Source organism: Ideonella sp. A 288, assembly GCF_002198735.1.
Lineage (GTDB): Bacteria > Pseudomonadota > Gammaproteobacteria > Burkholderiales > Burkholderiaceae_C > Pseudaquabacterium.
This window is the reverse complement of record NZ_MWLO01000063.1, coordinates 36,912-50,597: the sequence shown is the minus strand read 5'-3', so window position 1 is coordinate 50,597 and position 13,686 is coordinate 36,912. Positions and strand designations below refer to the sequence as shown.

Sequence of the window (13,686 nt, the reverse complement as noted above, 5' to 3'; positions counted from 1 at the left end):
GGCCGTGGCCGCCGCCGCGCCGGCCACGGCCCCGGCCGCCACCCCAGGGGGTGCGTGATGCTGTTCAGCGTCTTCATGCTCGCGCTGCGGTCGATCCGCCGCAACCTGCTGCGCTCGTTCCTCACCATCCTGGGCATCGTCATCGGCGTCAGCGCGGTGATCACGATGGTCACGCTGGGCAATGGCGCCACGCAGGCCATCAAGTCGCAGATCACCAGCCTGGGCACCAACCTGCTGATGGTGAGGCCGGGCCAGCGCCAGGGCTTCGGCGGCGGTGGCGGCGGCGTGGCGCAGTTCACCCAGGCCGATGCCGAGGCCATCGCCGCACAGATCGGCGGTGTGGCCGCCGTGGCCCCGGAAAGCCGGGCCAGCGTCACCGTGGTGGCCAATGGCCGCAACTGGGCCACCAGCGTCACCGGCAGCACCAACGAGTGGTTCGAGACCGGCAACTGGAAGCTCGCCAGCGGCCGCGCCTTCGAGCCCGACGAGCAGCGCGCCGGCGCCGCCGTGTGCCTGATCGGCGAGACCGTGCGGCGCGAGATCTACGGCGGCACGGCGGGGCAGACCGGGCTGGGCGAGCAATTGCGCGTCAAGCAGTTCTCGTGCAACGTGATCGGCATCCTGGCCGCCAAGGGCCAGGGCGGCATGGGCGACCAGGACGACAGCGTGCTGGTGCCCTTGCGCACGCTGCAGCGCCGGGTCACCGGCAATCAGAAGGTGAGCACGCTGTCGGTGTCGATGGAAGAAGGCAGCGACAGCGCGCCGCTGAAGGCCAGCCTGCGCCAACTGCTGCGCGAGCGCCGCAAGCTGGCCGAGGGCGACGACGACAACTTCAACATCTTCGACACGCAGCAGCTGGCCGAGACGCTGTCCAGCACGACGCAGGTGCTGACCACCCTGCTCGGCGCAGTGGCCGCGGTGAGCCTGCTGGTGGGCGGCATCGGCATCATGAACATCATGCTGGTGAGCGTGACCGAGCGCACCCGCGAGATCGGCCTGCGCCTGGCCGTGGGCGCGCTGGAGAGCGAGGTGCTGCTGCAGTTCCTGATCGAGGCGGTGGTGCTGTCGGCCCTGGGCGGCGTGGTGGGCATCGTCATCGCCACCGCGGCCTCGTGGGGGCTGGCGCTGGCCATGGGCGTGCCCTATGCCTTCGACCCCTCGATCAACCTGCTGTCGCTCGCCTTCTCGGCCGCGATCGGCGTGCTGTTCGGCTACTTCCCGGCGCGGCGTGCCGCGCAGATGGACCCCATCGAGGCCTTGCGCCATGAATGACACATCCACCCTCCAGGCGACGCGTCGACCGCGGTCGCCGACGGCGCTGGCGACGGCCGCGTTGCTGGTCTGCGCACAGCTCAGTGGCTGCGGCAGCCTGCTGCCGCGCAGCAGCGTCGAGGCCCGATCGCCCTTCGACAGCTACGAGGCCGCCCAACGGGCGCTGGAGCGGATCGAGCCGTACAAGACGCCCGCCAGCGACCTGGTGGCGCTGGGCTTCGACCTGGCCGATGCGCGCAACGTGCGCATCATTCCCTACCCCGACCTGGTGGCCCGTCTGGCCCCGCATGCGGGCGTGGCCCTGGCCGACATCGACCCCGGCCTGCGCGACTGCATCCTGGCGCGCCTGGGCTGCCAGGCCTTCGAGTTCAAGCTGACGCGCGAGACGCGCACGCGCGAGGGCAACTTCCTGCTCGACTTCCTGAACTTCCAGCGGCACACCGCCGTGAGCGGCTGGCGCTTCGAGGCCCTGGTGGTGGTGCGCGACGGAATCGTGCTGTTCCGCAGTGCTGGCGGCGAGCCGCGCATCGACCAGCTCGAGCAGGTGCGCAACCCGCTGGGGCCGCTGCAGTCGATCGGCGAGTCGGCGGCCGCGCGCATCAAGCGCTGAACGGACGAGAGGCCGTCCCCTGCCAAGGCATGGGACGGCCTCTCGGGCGCTGAGCCGCCAAGGGCGGCCCGGCGCATCACGGACGGATGGCGATCTCGTTGCGCACCGACTTCACGCCATTGACGCCACGCGCGATGGTCTCGGCGGTGGCGCGCTCGGCGCTGTTCTTGGCAAAGCCGGACAGCATCACCGTGCCATTGAGCGTCTCGACGCTGATGGCCGCGGCGTCGACCTGCTTGTTGTCGATGAAGCGGCCCTTGATCTGCGTCGTGATCGTGCTGTCGTCGATGTAGGCGCCCACGGTTTCCTGACCGCGCGTGACGGCACATCCCGACACGGTGAGCAGGGACAACGCGATGGCGGCGGCGACGAGGGGGGTGCGGTAGTTCATGGAGCTTCTCCGGAGGTTGGGGGACACCGGATGGACGTTAGGCCCAAGTGCCCGCCGCATCTGTGCGCCACCGAACATGGGGCGCCGTGCGCGCTCGGCCGTGGCGTGGGCCCGACAGTCCGACGGGGGGCCACGACGACATCCGGTCGCCGCGGCAGGGGAACGTCCGTGCTCCGGGGGCGCGGACCCGGCACGCCGTCAGTTGGCGCGCAGGATGAGCGGAATGGCCAGCGCAATGAAGGCCAACAGCACCATCGTGACAACGGTCAAGGCAACCTTCCAGCCATACCTGGAGTTGCGCCTCGCCAGGCGCCTTCGCTTCGACTGATAGTAGGTATCGTTCACGCGGCGATCCTGAGGCCGTCCGGGACGGGTGTCATCACCTCACGGTGGGACAGTGGTGCCGGCGCGACGTCCTGTCGACCGCCCGGCCCGCGCGACGCCTCGGTGAACCGTGCCACGCAGGCCGCAGCGGCCGCCGCCTCGCGGCCAGCGAAGCTGCCTGTGGTGTCGACATGGCCGAGCACTTCGACAGGCGTGACATGCCCGTCGCGGAACAGCGATCCACGCACGTGCATCGACTCGCGGCCCTGGGTGTCGGTGACCACCTGACAGGTGACGCGGTACGTGCCCTCGACGGCATCGCCGAAGGCACCGATCGACCCATCGATCTTCAGCACTGGGGCCAATCGTGGGGACGGGGAGGAGTCGTGTCGTTTCAAGGTGTTTTCATCGTTGACGAGGCCTGGAACGGCGCCCCTGGGCACAGGCTAGGCGTTGACAAGGCCGGCGTCGGTGCGGCAGTGCACATGGCACGAACTTCGCGTGCAGCGCGCCACGAGGCATCCGGTCGTCGGGCGCGGGCCACAGCGTCCCACCATCCCGACACCGCACATTGCGGATGATCAATGCGACTCCACGGCGCCGCGGAAGTTCCACCGCGGGTCCGACATCCACCCATCGATCGATCTGGTGCGCCTGCTTCATGCATTCCTGACCATATCAAATGTTATGCCAGAGACCGCGTGTCAGGCGGCCCGCAGCCCGGCCGCCGGCGCCGGCAGGGTGGCCACGCCAGGCCGGGCGGCCTGGGCGTCGCGCAACTGGCGGCGCAGCACCTTGCCGAGGTTCGTGCGGGGCAAGGGCTCGGTGCGGAACTCGATGTCGCGCGGCCGCTTGTAACCGGTCAGGTGCTGCCGGCAGTGGTCGCGCAGGTCCTGCTCGGTCAGCCCCGGGTCGCGGCGCACGACGACGATCTTGACGGCCTCGCCGGACCGCACGTCGGCCACCCCGAAGGCGCCCACCTCGGCCACCCCCGGGTGCAAGGCCACCATGTCCTCCACTTGCGACGGGAACACCTTGAAGCCGGACACCACGATCATGTCCTTCTTGCGGTCGGTGATCGTGAAGGCCCCCTGCCCGTCCATGAAGCCCATGTCGCCGGTGCGCAGGAACCCGGTCGCGGTGAAGGCCCGCGCGGTCTCCTCGGGCCGCCGCCAGTAGCCGGCCATGACCTGCGGGCCCCGCACGCACAGTTCGCCGACCTCGCCCGCCGGTACCTCGGTGTCCAGCGCGTCCAGCACCACCACCTCGGTCGACGGCAGCGGCTGGCCGATGCTGCCGTTCCATTGGGCGATGCCCAGCGGGTTGGAGCAGACGCCGGGCGAGGCCTCGGTGAGGCCGTAGGACTCCACCAGCGGCCTGCCGGTGGCGCGCTTCCACCGTTCCGCCACCGAGCGTTGCACGGCCATGCCGCCGGCATGGGCCAGCTTCAGCGCGCCCCAGTCCACCTCGGCGAAGCCGGGCGCGTCGAGCAGCGACCGGTACAGCGTGTTGACACCGATCAAGGCGGTGACCCGGTGCGCCTTGAGCACCTCGACCAGGTCGGGCAGGTCCCGCGGGTTGGCCACCAGCACCGTGTGGGCGCCGATCGCCAGGAAGACCAGGCTCGAACTGAGCGCGTAGACGTGGTACAGCGGCAGCGGGCAGACGAACACTTCCTGCCCGTCGCACAGGTCGCGGCCGATCCAGGCCGACAGCTGCAGCAGGTTGGCCACCATGTTGCCGTGGGTCAGCACGGCGCCCTTGGCCACGCCGGTGGTGCCGCCGGTGTACTGCAGGAATGCGATGTCGGCGTGGCCGAGCGGCACCTCCTCGAGCGTCAACGCATGCCCGGCCCGCAGCGCGGCATTGAAGCCGGTGGCGCCGGGCAGCGTCCAGTCGGGCACCAGGCGCTTGACGTAGCGCACGGCCAGGTTGGTGATCCAGCCGCGGACCGACGAGAACAGGTCTCCCACCTCCGTGGTGACGACGGCCAGCGTCGCGCCCGGGCGGCTGGCCAGTGCGGCCTGCACCGTGTGGGCAAAGTTCTCCAGCACGACGATGGCCACGGCGCCCGAGTCCTCGAGCGCCTGCGACACCTCGGTGGCGGTGTAGAGCGGGTTGACGTTGACCACCACCCCGCCTGCGCGCAGCACGCCGAAGGTGGCCACCGGCATCTGCAGCAGGTTGGGCATCATCAGCGCCACACGGTCGCCGCGGCGCAGGCCCAGCGTGGCCTGCAGCCACGCCGCAAACGCCCGGCTCTGGCGGTCGAGTTCGTCGAAGCTCATCGACGTGCCCATGTGGCTGTACGCGGTGTGGCTGCCGAAGCGTCGGCAACTGCGGTCCAGCACCTCGGGCAGCGAATCGACCGTGTCGGTGTCGATCTGTGCCGGCACGCCGGGCGGGTAGTGCTGCAACCAGAGACCTGCCATGCCATCCCTCGCGTGGCCGGTGCATCCCGGCGTGGGTGTCGATCGGCGCCAATGCCGCTGGGCGCTCCGCGCCGATGGGCTGGAACGTGCTCGACCGTAGGCCGCGACGGCCCGCCGGTCTGTGCGCTGCCACGCAGACCTGGGTGGGCTGAAAGCGCCCATGCGGTGCCGCGCAGCGCGTACGGCACCGCACAGACCTGGCCCGGCACACAGGGCCAGAGTGGTGTCGATGCGGACCGCAACGGTCCGTCCCCTCCCACCCCCAAACTCAAAGGATCCGTCATGTCGAAACGCGACGAATATGTCAGCAAGATGAAGCTCCAGCTCGACGAGCTGAACACCAAGATGGACGAGCTCTCGGCCAAGGCGCGCGACGCCCGTGCCGAGGCCCGCGAGTCCTACAAGGCCGAGATGGACAAGCTGCGCGACCAGTCGAAGCTCGCGGTTGCCAAGCTCGACGAGATGCGCACGGCCGGCGAGGACACCTGGGAAAACATGGTCACCGAGATGGAAAAGGTGCGCGACGCCTTCAAGCATTCGTTCAGCTACTTCAAGTCGCAGCTTTGACGCCGAGCCGCGCCGGCCCGGGCGTCGCGCACGCCCGGCCGGCGCGGCGACACGCACCGGCATCGGCCGCGGCGTCGCCGCAGTGGCCTGTTATGCCCGGCCCCTGCGGCGACCCCCCGGAAATTCGATGCCCGATCCCCTGTCACCCGAGTTGCTCGACCGCATGCACGCCTGGTGGCGTGCCGCGAACTACCTGTCGGTGGGCCAGATCTACCTGCAGGACAACCCACTGCTCGAGGTGCCGCTGGAGTTGGCCCACGTCAAGCCGCGGCTGCTGGGCCACTGGGGCACCACACCGGGCCTGAACCTGCTGGTCGTCCACCTCAACCGGGTGATCCGCGAGCAGGACCTCGACATGCTGCTGGTCGTCGGCCCCGGCCACGGCGGCCCGGGCATCGTGGCCTGCAGCTGGCTCGAAGGCACCTACACCGAGCGCTACCCGGCCATCGAACGCAACCGCAGCGGCATGCGGCGCTTGTTTCGCCAGTTCTCGTGGCCCGGCGGCGTGCCCAGCCACGTGGCGCCCGAAACCCCGGGCTCGATCCACGAAGGCGGCGAGCTGGGCTATTCGCTGGCGCATGCCTATGGCGCCGCCTTCGACAACCCGGGCCTGGTGGTGGCCTGCATCGTCGGCGACGGCGAGGCCGAGACCGGCCCGCTGGCCGCGAGCTGGCATTCCAACAAGTTTCTCAACCCGGCCCACGATGGTGCGGTGCTGCCGATCCTGCACCTCAACGGCTACAAGATCGCCAACCCGACGGTGCTGGCGCGCATCGACCGCGCAGAGCTCACCGAACTGCTGCACGGCTACGGCCACGAGCCGCACTTCGTCGACGGCGACGACCCGCCGCTGGTGCACCAGGCGCTGGCCGCCGCACTGGACACGGTGCTGGCCCGCATCCGGCAGATCCAGCACGAGGCGCGCGCCGCCGCACCCGGCAGCGCGCCGCCGCGCCCGCGCTGGCCAATGATCGTGCTGTGCACACCCAAGGGCTGGACCGGCCCGAAGGAGGTGAACGGCCTGCCGGTCGAAGGCACGTGGCGCTCGCACCAGGTGCCGATCGCCCACCCCGAGGCGCCCGGCGCGCTGGCGCAGCTGGAAGCCTGGCTGCGCAGCTACCGTGCGCACGAGCTGTTCGACCCCGACGGTGCCCTGCGCGCCGACCTGGCCGCGCTGGCCCCCACCGGGCAGCGGCGCCTGGGTGCCAATCCGCACGCGAACGGCGGCACGCTGCTGCGCCCGCTGGCGCTGCCGTCGACCGCCGACCATGCCGTGGCCGTGCCGTCGCCCGGCGCGGTGCAGGCCGAGGCCACCCGGGTGCTCGGCGGGTGGCTGCGCGAACTGATGCGGCTCGACCTCGACCATCGCTGCTTCCGCCTCTTCGGGCCCGACGAGACGGCGTCGAACCGGCTCGACGCCGTCTACGCCGTCAGCGGCAAGGCCTGGATGGCCGAGCGCCTGGACGGCGACACCGACCTGTCTGCCGACGGCCGGGTGATGGAGGTGCTGAGCGAGCACCTGTGCCAGGGCTGGCTCGAAGGCTACCTGCTCACCGGCCGGCATGGTCTGTTTTCGTGCTACGAGGCCTTCATCCAGATCATCGACTCGATGCTCAACCAGCACGCCAAGTGGCTGGCCACGAGCCGCCGCATCCCGTGGCGGGCACCGATCGCGTCGCTCAACATCCTGCTCACCTCGCACGTCTGGCGGCAGGACCACAACGGCCTGTCGCACCAGGACCCGGCCTTCATCGACCACGTCGCCAACAAGCCCGCCGAGGTGGCGCGCATCTACCTGCCGCCCGACGCCAACTGCCTGCTGTGGGTGGCCGATCATTGCCTGCGCAGCCGTCACCGCGTCAACGTCATCGTTGCCGGCAAGCAGCCGCAGTGGCAGTGGCTGGACGCCTCCGCGGCCGCGCTGCATTGCCAGGCCGGGGCCGGCCGCTGGCACTGGGCCGGCACCGACGTCGCCGACCCCGACGTGGTGATGGCCTGCGCGGGTGACGTGCCCACGCTGGAGACACTGGCCGCGGTGATGCTGCTGCGAGCCGAGGTGCCCGACATCCGGGTGCGCGTGGTCAACGTCGTCGACCTGATGTGCCTGTGCCCCGCGACGGCGCACCCCCACGGCCTGGACCCGCACACGTACGAGGCGCTGTTCACGGCCGATCGGCCGGTGGTCTTCGCCTTCCATGGCCACCCGGCGCTCATCCACCAGCTCACCCATGGCCGCCACGACCACGATCGCCTGCACGTGCACGGCTTCCAGGAACGTGGCACCACCACCACCCCGTTCGACATGGTCGTGATGAACGGCCTGGACCGCTGGCGCCTGGCGCTGGACGCGGTGCGCTGCATCCCGCGCCTGGCCGACCAGGTGCAGGCGGCCACCGCGCGCTACTGGACGTCGATCGAGCGCCACCAGCGCCACATCGCCGAGCACGGCGACGACCTGCCGGAAATCCGGCAGTGGCGCTGGGAGAGCTGATCGGCCGTCGTCGGCGCCTGGCCCTGGGTGTTCGGCAGCGCACTGAAAACGCAGCGCCACAGGCCTACGCTGCAAAGGTGCCCAGGGCCGGTCCATCGTGGACCGGCCCAGAGGTCCCAACCACTACCACCACCTGAGGTATCCCCATGGACCGTTCGATGACGATGGCCGCCCTGTGCGCCGCCCTGCTGGGCCTGGCCGCCTGCGAGAAATCCACCGTGGTGACGCCGGCACCCGCACCGGTGATGGTCCCGGTGCCCGGCCCCGCCGGACCGACCGGGGCCACCGGCAGCACCGGCAGCACGGGCAGCACCGGAGCCACGGGCGCCGAAGGCGGCCAGGGCAGCACCGGCCGCACCGGAGCCACCGGCAGCACGGGCGATTCCGGCAGCGGGACGACCGTGATCGTCGTCCCACCCGCCGCCTCGGCGCCAACGAACTGACCTCTCCAACCCTGACCTGGGAGTACCGTCATGAGCATCGGAACCATCCTTCTGATCGTCCTGATCCTGCTGCTGGTGGGGGCGATGCCCACCTGGCCGCACAGCCGCTCCTGGGGCTACGGCCCGAGCGGCGGACTGGGCCTCGTGGTCATCGTGCTGCTGGTGCTGGTGTTGATGGGCAAGCTGTGAGCCTTTACGGCACTGCAGCTCACCGCGGGCAGGGCGCCGCGGTGGGCCGCATTCACCGCCTCGCCATGCCCCCGGAGCCCGCCGCCATGTCGCGCCAGTCGCCCCCGTTGCCCACCGGATTTCGGGCGGACATCCCCGCCGAAGACTGGGAACTGCTGTTCGGCGCGGTGCTGGTTCGCCTGCAACTCACGGTCGACGACGATCCGGGCCGCCTGCTCTCCGGCAGCCACCCGGCGCCCCATTGCCGCATTCAGTCGACGGTGGTGGAGTGCATCGCCGCCCTCGAGCAACTGCACTCGGCGCTGTCGCGCGAGGCGCGGCGCCGGGCGCAACTGGAGCAGTCGCTGCAAGAGGTCACCGACGCGCTGGCGCGGGCCCTTTCGAGCCCGCTGGGCTCAGCGCCGATCGCGGGACCGGGTGACCCAGCCCATCAGCACCATCAGCGCCGCCCCTGAGGCAGCCGCGATCAGCATCGCCTTCACCGGCTCGTCCCGGATGTAGCGCGCGGTGCTGTCGGACGCGTGGCGCGCCTGGTCTTGCAGCCGATGCGTCCCGTCCTTCACGGCATTCAGCCCGCGCTGGGCCAACGCGCTGGCGTTGTCGACCGCATGCGTCAGCACCGGAGCGGCGTCGCGGCGCACCTGCTGCACACCGTCGCCGAAGCCTTCCAGCGCATCGTGCGCCGCGCGCTGCGTGGCGTGCAGCGCCTGCTCTGCCGACTGCACCGCCTGGTCGATCGACGAGGTGGCGTGCTGGTTCGTGTGGTCAGAGGAGTTCCTGGAGAACATGTCGTGTCCTTGGTGGGTGGATGGATCGACCCAGTGTGGGCGCGCAGCCGGGCGCCGGACATCGGCCAGTCGGCCGGAGCCGCGTCGGGCAGACCCGGGCAGGCTCGTAGGACGGCGCCGACAGCGGCCGTCGGCTTCAGGCCGGTGGGGCCACCATCCAGGACACCGGCAAGCTCGCCACCACCCGGGTGCCGCCCGGACCGGACTCGACGGCCAGCGCGCCACCTTCGGCCTCGACCCGGAAGCGCATGCCCTCCAGGCCGAACGACCGCCCCGGAAGGTGCTGTGGGTCGAAGCCGATGCCATCGTCGCGCACGCTCACCTCCACCCGGCCGTCGCGCTGCGACAGGCCCAGCCACACCTGGTGCGCCCGGGCGTGCTTGGCCAGGTTGTTCACCGCCTCCTGCACCACGCGGTAGACCACCAGTTCGGCGGCCGGCGACAGCGCCACCGGTTCCAGCGCGCAGTGCACGTCCAGGCCCGAGCGCTCGCCGAACTCGCCGGCCAGGATCTCCAGTGTGGCCACCAGGCCCAGGTGCCCCAGCGCCGAGGGGCGCAGGTCTTCGGTGATGCGGCGCTTGATGCCGATGACGCTGTCCAGCGTGGCGACCAGGTGCGTCAGCCGTTCCAGCGCCTCGGGCGCGGTGCCGGCCAAGCGCGAGCGGATGCGCGCGGCGTCGAGCTTGGCCGAGGTGAGGAAGGCGCCGAGCTCGTCATGCAGGTCGCGGGCCAGCCGGCTGCGCTCTTCCTCGCGGGCATCCTGCAGGTGCCGCGCCAGGTCGGTCAGGCGGGCCGTGCGCTGGGCCACCTCACGCTCGAGCCGCTCATCTTCCGCCTGCAGCCATTGCCGCTGGCGCCGCTGCTGGGCCCGCAACTCCCGCGCCTGCCACAGCAGCAGGCCGACAGCCACTGCACCGACGAGCACCAGCGCCGCCACGCCACCGGGGCCGAGCGTCACCATCGCAACGCCCCTCCGGCCACGGGCCGCGGGGCGCGGTGACGCAGTCCGGTCAAGCGGGCGCCGACACCGAAGCGCCGCGGGACAGCTCGGTGCAGCATTCGATCAGGGCGTCGATCTCGTTCGACTTGTCGAACACGCGGAAGGCCCCCAGCGCCAGGCACTTCATGCGCATGTCGCGGGTGGCGAAGTTGGTCAGCACCAGGCGAGTGCTGTTGGGCAACAGGCGCGCCGCCTCGCGCAGAACGCCCAGGCCGGAGCCGCCCTTCAGGAAGATGTCGACGATGAGCATGTCGACCTGCCGGCCGGGCTGCGACATCCAGGCCACGGCCGTGGCCTCGTCCTCGGCCATGCCGACGACCTCGACCGGCGCCAGCTCTTCGAGCGTGCCGATCAGGTTCTCCCGGATGACCGGGCTGTCTTCGACGAGGTAGATCGTGAGCCGGGACATGGGACTGCGGTGCTTCCTTGGCGGATGGCGGAGTATCGGCGGAGCCCGCGGTGGCGTCGACTGGTGCCCGCGACGCCGCAGGGTGCACCGGAACGGCCGCCACCGCCATCGGCCGGTGTTGCGGCCCCGTGTAGGACAGCGCTGACACGGCGCCGTCCTCCGGCCTTGCCCCGCCGCACCTTGTAGGACACCACCTGCACCCACGGGCGGCGCTGTCCGCTGTCGGCCCGCGACCCCGCAGCCCAGACTGAAGCCAGTCCCGGACCGCCGTGCCCCAACGCCGCGGAATGGGCCCCAACACACACCGGAGCACCTCATGAACACACTGATGCGAAGCGCCGTGGCCGCCGCCACGCTGGCCCTGGCCGCCCAAGCCGGCGCTCAGGTCACCTTCTACGAGAACGACGACTTCTCGGGCCGATCGTTCACCACCCAGCGGCAGGTGGCCAACTTCAACAACTTCGGCTTCAACGACCGGGCGTCGTCGGTCGACGTGACGCGCAACCGCTGGGAAGTCTGCGACGACGTCCGCTTCAGCGGTCGCTGCGTCGTGCTGCGGCCGGGCCGCTACCCGTCGCTGTCGGCGATGGGGCTGAACGACCGCGTGTCGTCGGTGCGCATCCTGGCGGCGAGTGCGGTGGTGGACGACGACCGCTACGCCCCGGTGGCGGCGCCCGACTTCGGCCGCCGCGGCAACGAGCGGCTGTTCGAGGCCCCGGTGACCTCGGTGCGTGCCGTGCTGGGCACGCCGGAGCGCCGCTGCTGGGTCGAGCGCGAGCAGGTCAGCCAGGGCCGCGAATCGAACAATGTTCCGGGCGCCATCGCCGGCGCCCTGCTCGGCGGCATCCTCGGCCACCAGGTCGGGGGCGGCACCGGGCGGGACGTGGCGACCGTGGGCGGCGTGGTCGCCGGCGCGGCCGTGGGCTCGAGAGCCGGGCGCGACGGCGGCGGCGGCACGGTGACGCAGAACGTGCAGCGCTGCGAGAACGTGAGCAGCAACGATCGGCCCGACTACTGGGACGTCTCGTACACCTTCCGGGGCCAGCCGCACCGGGTTCAGATGAGCCGCCCGCCGGGCAGCACGGTGACGGTGAACCGCCAGGGCGAGCCGCGCGGATGAGCCTGGGCCCGCGCCCCTTCGTCCACCCGCCGTGCAACGCAGTACCCCGGAGAAGTCCATGAAATACCGCTTCAAGTCCAGCGCCAGCGGCGACGTGATCATGATGTCGGCGCGTGGCGACGAGGTGCTGCAGGCCCTGGGCCGCGAACCGGCGGACGAGGGCATCATCGAGGTGGCCGCCCTGCCGACCGCGATGGCCGCACTCGACGCGGCCATCGCGCGCGACGAATTGATCCCCCGGATGGCCCAGGCCGGCGACGACACCGCCGACGACGACGGCCAACCGGCGCACACCGATATCGTCTCGCTGCGCCAGCGCGCCTGGCCGCTGATGGAGATGTTGCGGCATTCGCTGGCCGAAGGCGTGCCGATCGTCTGGAGCCTGTGATTCATGCGGTGGCGCCCGGCGGCGCCACCGGTGCGTCACCCGGTGCATCACCCGGCGCTGGGCGGGTACCGGCGGCCAAGGCGGCCAGCAGTTCGAGCTGGCGCGTCTGCAGCGCCATCAACTCCGTCCACTGCGTGTGCCGCAGCGCGTCGATCTTGTCGTGCAGCAGCATGATCTCGAGCTCGGCCTTCAGGTTGACTTCGTAGTCGTGTGCTGCGCTGAGCCGATCCTTCTTGGACTGGCGGTTCTGCGACATCAGGATCACCGGCGCCTGGATCGCCGCCAGCATCGACAGGAACAGGTTCAGCAGGATGTACGGGTACGGGTCGAAGGTGCTGCCGCGCAGCGACAGCAGCGCTCCGTTGGCCACCACCCAGACCAGCATGACGCTGGCGAACAGCGCGACAAAGGGCCACGAGCCGCCGAACGACGCCACCGCGTCGGCGGCCCGCTCGCCACGGCTGGGCGGTGAATCGCCCTCCAGCGCCAGGTTGCGCGCGATGTGGCGCCGCGCGGCAATGTGCCGCGCCACCTTGCGCGCCGACGCGTCCATCTGGTCGAAGGGCACGCCCAGGAGCCGGGCGGCAGCATCATCGGAGCGGGGCATGGGCAACGTCCTGTTCGCCCTGGACGGGCGGCCCATCGTGCGCCGTCGAGGCCGGCGGGGTCTGTCCGGCATCGCACCGACCGGTGCCGATCCGGCCGGTGGTAAATTGGTTCGATGAACCTCTCCAAGTCACTCACCATGTGGTGTTGCGCGGCACTGTTGTCGGCCTGCGCCAGCAGCCCCGACAAGCCCGGCAACGGCAGCGTTGCCGGCGCGGTGACGGCCCCGCTGGGCGACCTCAACCTGGTGAAAGCCGACATCCCGGCCCCGCTGCAGGCCGCGCTGAAGGCCCCCTATGCCCCGCCGGCGGCCACGGGCTGCGCGGCGCTGGCGGCCGAGGTGCAGGCACTGGACGCGGTGCTCGGCGCCGACCTCGACACCCCGCCCGCGGCCGACGACCCGGGCCTCGTCGACCGCACCGGCGGCCAGGTGGGCAACGCCGCGGTTGGCGCGCTGCGCGGCGCGGCCGAGGGCGTGGTGCCCTTCCGCGGCTGGGTGCGCAAGCTCTCGGGCGCCGAACGCTACTCGCGCGAGGTGGCCGCCTCCATCGCCGCGGGCGCGGTGCGCCGCGCTTACCTGAAGGGCCTGGGCCAGTCGCAATCCTGCGCGGCCCCGGCCGCGCCGCGCCGCGGGTAGGCCCGGGGCCGGAGGCGGT

The 13,686-nt window shown here is 71.2% G+C and carries 18 protein-coding genes; 10 read left to right on the top strand and 8 right to left on the bottom strand.

The genetic code is table 11. The features are described 5' to 3' along the window. The first annotated feature begins 57 nt into the window (after positions 1-57). Both EOINJALH_RS03820 and EOINJALH_RS03815 read left to right on the top strand, forming a co-directional pair. Positions 58-1,272 carry an ABC transporter permease gene (locus tag EOINJALH_RS03820; RefSeq protein ID WP_088278985.1) on the top strand — a complete coding sequence of 405 codons (1,215 nt, stop codon included), beginning with the start codon at positions 58-60 and terminating at the stop codon, positions 1,270-1,272. Beyond that, the gene (locus EOINJALH_RS03815; RefSeq protein WP_144289846.1) at positions 1,265-1,882 is read left to right on the top strand and encodes a hypothetical protein; all 618 of its coding nucleotides are present in this window, start codon (positions 1,265-1,267) and stop codon (positions 1,880-1,882) included. The genes EOINJALH_RS03820 and EOINJALH_RS03815 overlap by 8 nt, the downstream gene beginning before the upstream one ends. A 76-nt stretch (positions 1,883-1,958) precedes the next feature. On the opposite strand, the gene EOINJALH_RS03810 is transcribed toward EOINJALH_RS03815, so the two are convergent. The 4 genes from EOINJALH_RS03810 to EOINJALH_RS03800 form a co-directional block, all read right to left on the bottom strand. Beyond that, positions 1,959-2,273, bottom strand: a complete 315-nt coding sequence (locus EOINJALH_RS03810; RefSeq protein WP_088278983.1) for a BON domain-containing protein — start codon at positions 2,271-2,273, stop codon at positions 1,959-1,961. Positions 2,274-2,471: 198 nt separating this feature from the next. Further along, positions 2,472-2,618, bottom strand: a complete 147-nt coding sequence (locus EOINJALH_RS31580; RefSeq protein ID WP_158219639.1) for a hypothetical protein — start codon at positions 2,616-2,618, stop codon at positions 2,472-2,474. Then, complete coding sequence (locus EOINJALH_RS03805; protein WP_088278982.1) at positions 2,615-2,953, bottom strand: hypothetical protein; 339 nt, start codon at positions 2,951-2,953, stop codon at positions 2,615-2,617. The genes EOINJALH_RS31580 and EOINJALH_RS03805 overlap by 4 nt, the downstream gene beginning before the upstream one ends. Positions 2,954-3,301: 348 nt before the next feature. Continuing rightward, complete coding sequence (locus EOINJALH_RS03800) at positions 3,302-5,029, bottom strand: AMP-binding protein (protein WP_088278981.1); 1,728 nt, start codon at positions 5,027-5,029, stop codon at positions 3,302-3,304. A 282-nt stretch (positions 5,030-5,311) separates the two neighbouring features. On the opposite strand from EOINJALH_RS03800, the gene EOINJALH_RS03795 reads away from it, so the two are divergent. The 5 genes from EOINJALH_RS03795 (at position 5,312) to EOINJALH_RS03775 (ending at position 9,174) form a co-directional block, all read left to right on the top strand. After that, positions 5,312-5,596 carry a hypothetical protein gene (locus tag EOINJALH_RS03795; protein ID WP_088278980.1) on the top strand — a complete coding sequence of 95 codons (285 nt, stop codon included), beginning with the start codon at positions 5,312-5,314 and terminating at the stop codon, positions 5,594-5,596. Positions 5,597-5,723: 127 nt separating this feature from the next. After that, complete coding sequence (locus tag EOINJALH_RS03790; RefSeq protein ID WP_088278979.1) at positions 5,724-8,087, top strand: phosphoketolase; 2,364 nt, start codon at positions 5,724-5,726, stop codon at positions 8,085-8,087. A 146-nt stretch (positions 8,088-8,233) separates the two neighbouring features. Beyond that, positions 8,234-8,530, top strand: coding sequence for a collagen-like protein (locus EOINJALH_RS33275; protein ID WP_144289845.1), 297 nt, complete (start codon positions 8,234-8,236; stop codon positions 8,528-8,530). A gap of 30 nt (positions 8,531-8,560) precedes the next feature. Next, positions 8,561-8,719, top strand: coding sequence for a DUF3309 family protein (locus EOINJALH_RS03780; protein ID WP_088278977.1), 159 nt, complete (start codon positions 8,561-8,563; stop codon positions 8,717-8,719). A gap of 86 nt (positions 8,720-8,805) precedes the next feature. Further along, complete coding sequence (locus tag EOINJALH_RS03775) at positions 8,806-9,174, top strand: hypothetical protein (protein WP_088278976.1); 369 nt, start codon at positions 8,806-8,808, stop codon at positions 9,172-9,174. Here EOINJALH_RS03775 and EOINJALH_RS03770 read toward each other — a convergent pair. The 3 genes from EOINJALH_RS03770 to EOINJALH_RS03760 form a co-directional block, all read right to left on the bottom strand. Then, positions 9,115-9,507 carry a hypothetical protein gene (locus tag EOINJALH_RS03770; RefSeq protein ID WP_088278975.1) on the bottom strand — a complete coding sequence of 131 codons (393 nt, stop codon included), beginning with the start codon at positions 9,505-9,507 and terminating at the stop codon, positions 9,115-9,117. The two genes, EOINJALH_RS03775 and EOINJALH_RS03770, sit on opposite strands and share 60 nt — an antisense overlap. 136 nt (positions 9,508-9,643) lie before the next feature. Beyond that, positions 9,644-10,468, bottom strand: a complete 825-nt coding sequence (locus tag EOINJALH_RS03765) for a sensor histidine kinase (protein ID WP_088278974.1) — start codon at positions 10,466-10,468, stop codon at positions 9,644-9,646. Between the two features lie 49 nt (positions 10,469-10,517). Next, positions 10,518-10,916: a response regulator transcription factor gene (locus EOINJALH_RS03760; RefSeq protein WP_088278973.1), complete on the bottom strand. Its 399-nt coding sequence runs from the start codon at positions 10,914-10,916 to the stop codon at positions 10,518-10,520. Between the two features lie 316 nt (positions 10,917-11,232). Between EOINJALH_RS03760 and EOINJALH_RS33270 the strand changes: the two genes are divergently transcribed. Continuing rightward, the gene (locus tag EOINJALH_RS33270; protein WP_088278972.1) at positions 11,233-12,036 is read left to right on the top strand and encodes a beta/gamma crystallin-related protein; all 804 of its coding nucleotides are present in this window, start codon (positions 11,233-11,235) and stop codon (positions 12,034-12,036) included. Between the two features lie 58 nt (positions 12,037-12,094). Continuing rightward, a complete protein-coding gene (locus EOINJALH_RS03750; protein ID WP_088278971.1) occupies positions 12,095-12,424 on the top strand; it encodes a DUF1840 family protein in 330 nt (109 codons plus the stop codon). A gap of 1 nt (position 12,425) precedes the next feature. Here the strand turns inward: EOINJALH_RS03750 and EOINJALH_RS03745 are convergent, their stop codons facing one another. Continuing rightward, positions 12,426-13,031: a DUF1003 domain-containing protein gene (locus tag EOINJALH_RS03745; protein WP_088278970.1), complete on the bottom strand. Its 606-nt coding sequence runs from the start codon at positions 13,029-13,031 to the stop codon at positions 12,426-12,428. Between the two features lie 114 nt (positions 13,032-13,145). On the opposite strand from EOINJALH_RS03745, the gene EOINJALH_RS03740 reads away from it, so the two are divergent. Continuing rightward, the gene (locus EOINJALH_RS03740; RefSeq protein WP_234413647.1) at positions 13,146-13,667 is read left to right on the top strand and encodes a hypothetical protein; all 522 of its coding nucleotides are present in this window, start codon (positions 13,146-13,148) and stop codon (positions 13,665-13,667) included. The last annotated feature ends 19 nt before the right edge of the window (positions 13,668-13,686 follow it).

Excerpts from the sequence above, each read along its gene's own strand:
- EOINJALH_RS03820 (WP_088278985.1), top strand. The coding sequence starts at position 58 with ATGCTGTTCAGCGTCTTCATGCTCGCGCTGCGGTCGATCCGCCGCAAC.
- EOINJALH_RS03815 (WP_144289846.1), top strand. The coding sequence starts at position 1,265 with ATGAATGACACATCCACCCTCCAGGCGACGCGTCGACCGCGGTCGCCG.
- EOINJALH_RS03810 (WP_088278983.1), bottom strand. The coding sequence starts at position 2,273 with ATGAACTACCGCACCCCCCTCGTCGCCGCCGCCATCGCGTTGTCCCTG.
- EOINJALH_RS03800 (WP_088278981.1), bottom strand. The coding sequence starts at position 5,029 with ATGGCAGGTCTCTGGTTGCAGCACTACCCGCCCGGCGTGCCGGCACAG.
- EOINJALH_RS03795 (WP_088278980.1), top strand. The coding sequence starts at position 5,312 with ATGTCGAAACGCGACGAATATGTCAGCAAGATGAAGCTCCAGCTCGAC.
- EOINJALH_RS03790 (WP_088278979.1), top strand. The coding sequence starts at position 5,724 with ATGCCCGATCCCCTGTCACCCGAGTTGCTCGACCGCATGCACGCCTGG.
- EOINJALH_RS33275 (WP_144289845.1), top strand. The coding sequence starts at position 8,234 with ATGGACCGTTCGATGACGATGGCCGCCCTGTGCGCCGCCCTGCTGGGC.
- EOINJALH_RS03780 (WP_088278977.1), top strand. The coding sequence starts at position 8,561 with ATGAGCATCGGAACCATCCTTCTGATCGTCCTGATCCTGCTGCTGGTG.
- EOINJALH_RS03775 (WP_088278976.1), top strand. The coding sequence starts at position 8,806 with ATGTCGCGCCAGTCGCCCCCGTTGCCCACCGGATTTCGGGCGGACATC.
- EOINJALH_RS03770 (WP_088278975.1), bottom strand. The coding sequence starts at position 9,507 with ATGTTCTCCAGGAACTCCTCTGACCACACGAACCAGCACGCCACCTCG.
- EOINJALH_RS03765 (WP_088278974.1), bottom strand. The coding sequence starts at position 10,468 with ATGGTGACGCTCGGCCCCGGTGGCGTGGCGGCGCTGGTGCTCGTCGGT.
- EOINJALH_RS03760 (WP_088278973.1), bottom strand. The coding sequence starts at position 10,916 with ATGTCCCGGCTCACGATCTACCTCGTCGAAGACAGCCCGGTCATCCGG.
- EOINJALH_RS33270 (WP_088278972.1), top strand. The coding sequence starts at position 11,233 with ATGAACACACTGATGCGAAGCGCCGTGGCCGCCGCCACGCTGGCCCTG.
- EOINJALH_RS03750 (WP_088278971.1), top strand. The coding sequence starts at position 12,095 with ATGAAATACCGCTTCAAGTCCAGCGCCAGCGGCGACGTGATCATGATG.
- EOINJALH_RS03745 (WP_088278970.1), bottom strand. The coding sequence starts at position 13,031 with ATGCCCCGCTCCGATGATGCTGCCGCCCGGCTCCTGGGCGTGCCCTTC.
- EOINJALH_RS03740 (WP_234413647.1), top strand. The coding sequence starts at position 13,146 with ATGAACCTCTCCAAGTCACTCACCATGTGGTGTTGCGCGGCACTGTTG.